1 protein-coding gene is annotated in these 317 nt (G+C 74.8%); it reads right to left on the reverse strand.

Annotation, left to right across the window (positions count from 1 at the left end; genetic code table 11):
* On the reverse strand, window positions 1-311 hold a 311-nt coding region (locus PUR61_RS45695; protein WP_443035350.1), incomplete at its 3' end, for an acyltransferase domain-containing protein.
* Window positions 312-317 lie beyond the last annotated feature (6 nt).

The following is a 317-nucleotide window of genomic DNA, read 5'->3' on the forward strand; positions in this document are numbered from 1 at the left end:
GCGACGAGGGCGTCGGCGAAGCGGACCGGCATGCGGACCTGGGCCACCCAGTACTCCGGGTCCGACCACTGCCCGACACCGACCGAGCGGCCCGTCACCGACGAAACCGCCGGGGCCGAAGGCTCGGCGACGGAGAGGGACCGCACCCCGGCGCGGAAGTCCTCCAACATCGGCTCCCTCCACCGGGAGTGGAACGCGGGGCTGGTCCGCAGGCGGCGAGTCTTCCAGCCCCGCCCGCCCGCAGCCTCCGCGACGGCGTCACTCTCGGCTTCGAGGCCCGCAACCACCACGGCCGCAGGGCCGTTCACCACCGCGAC

It is taken from the genome of Streptomyces sp. BE20 (assembly GCF_036322525.1).
Classification (GTDB): domain Bacteria; phylum Actinomycetota; class Actinomycetes; order Streptomycetales; family Streptomycetaceae; genus Kitasatospora.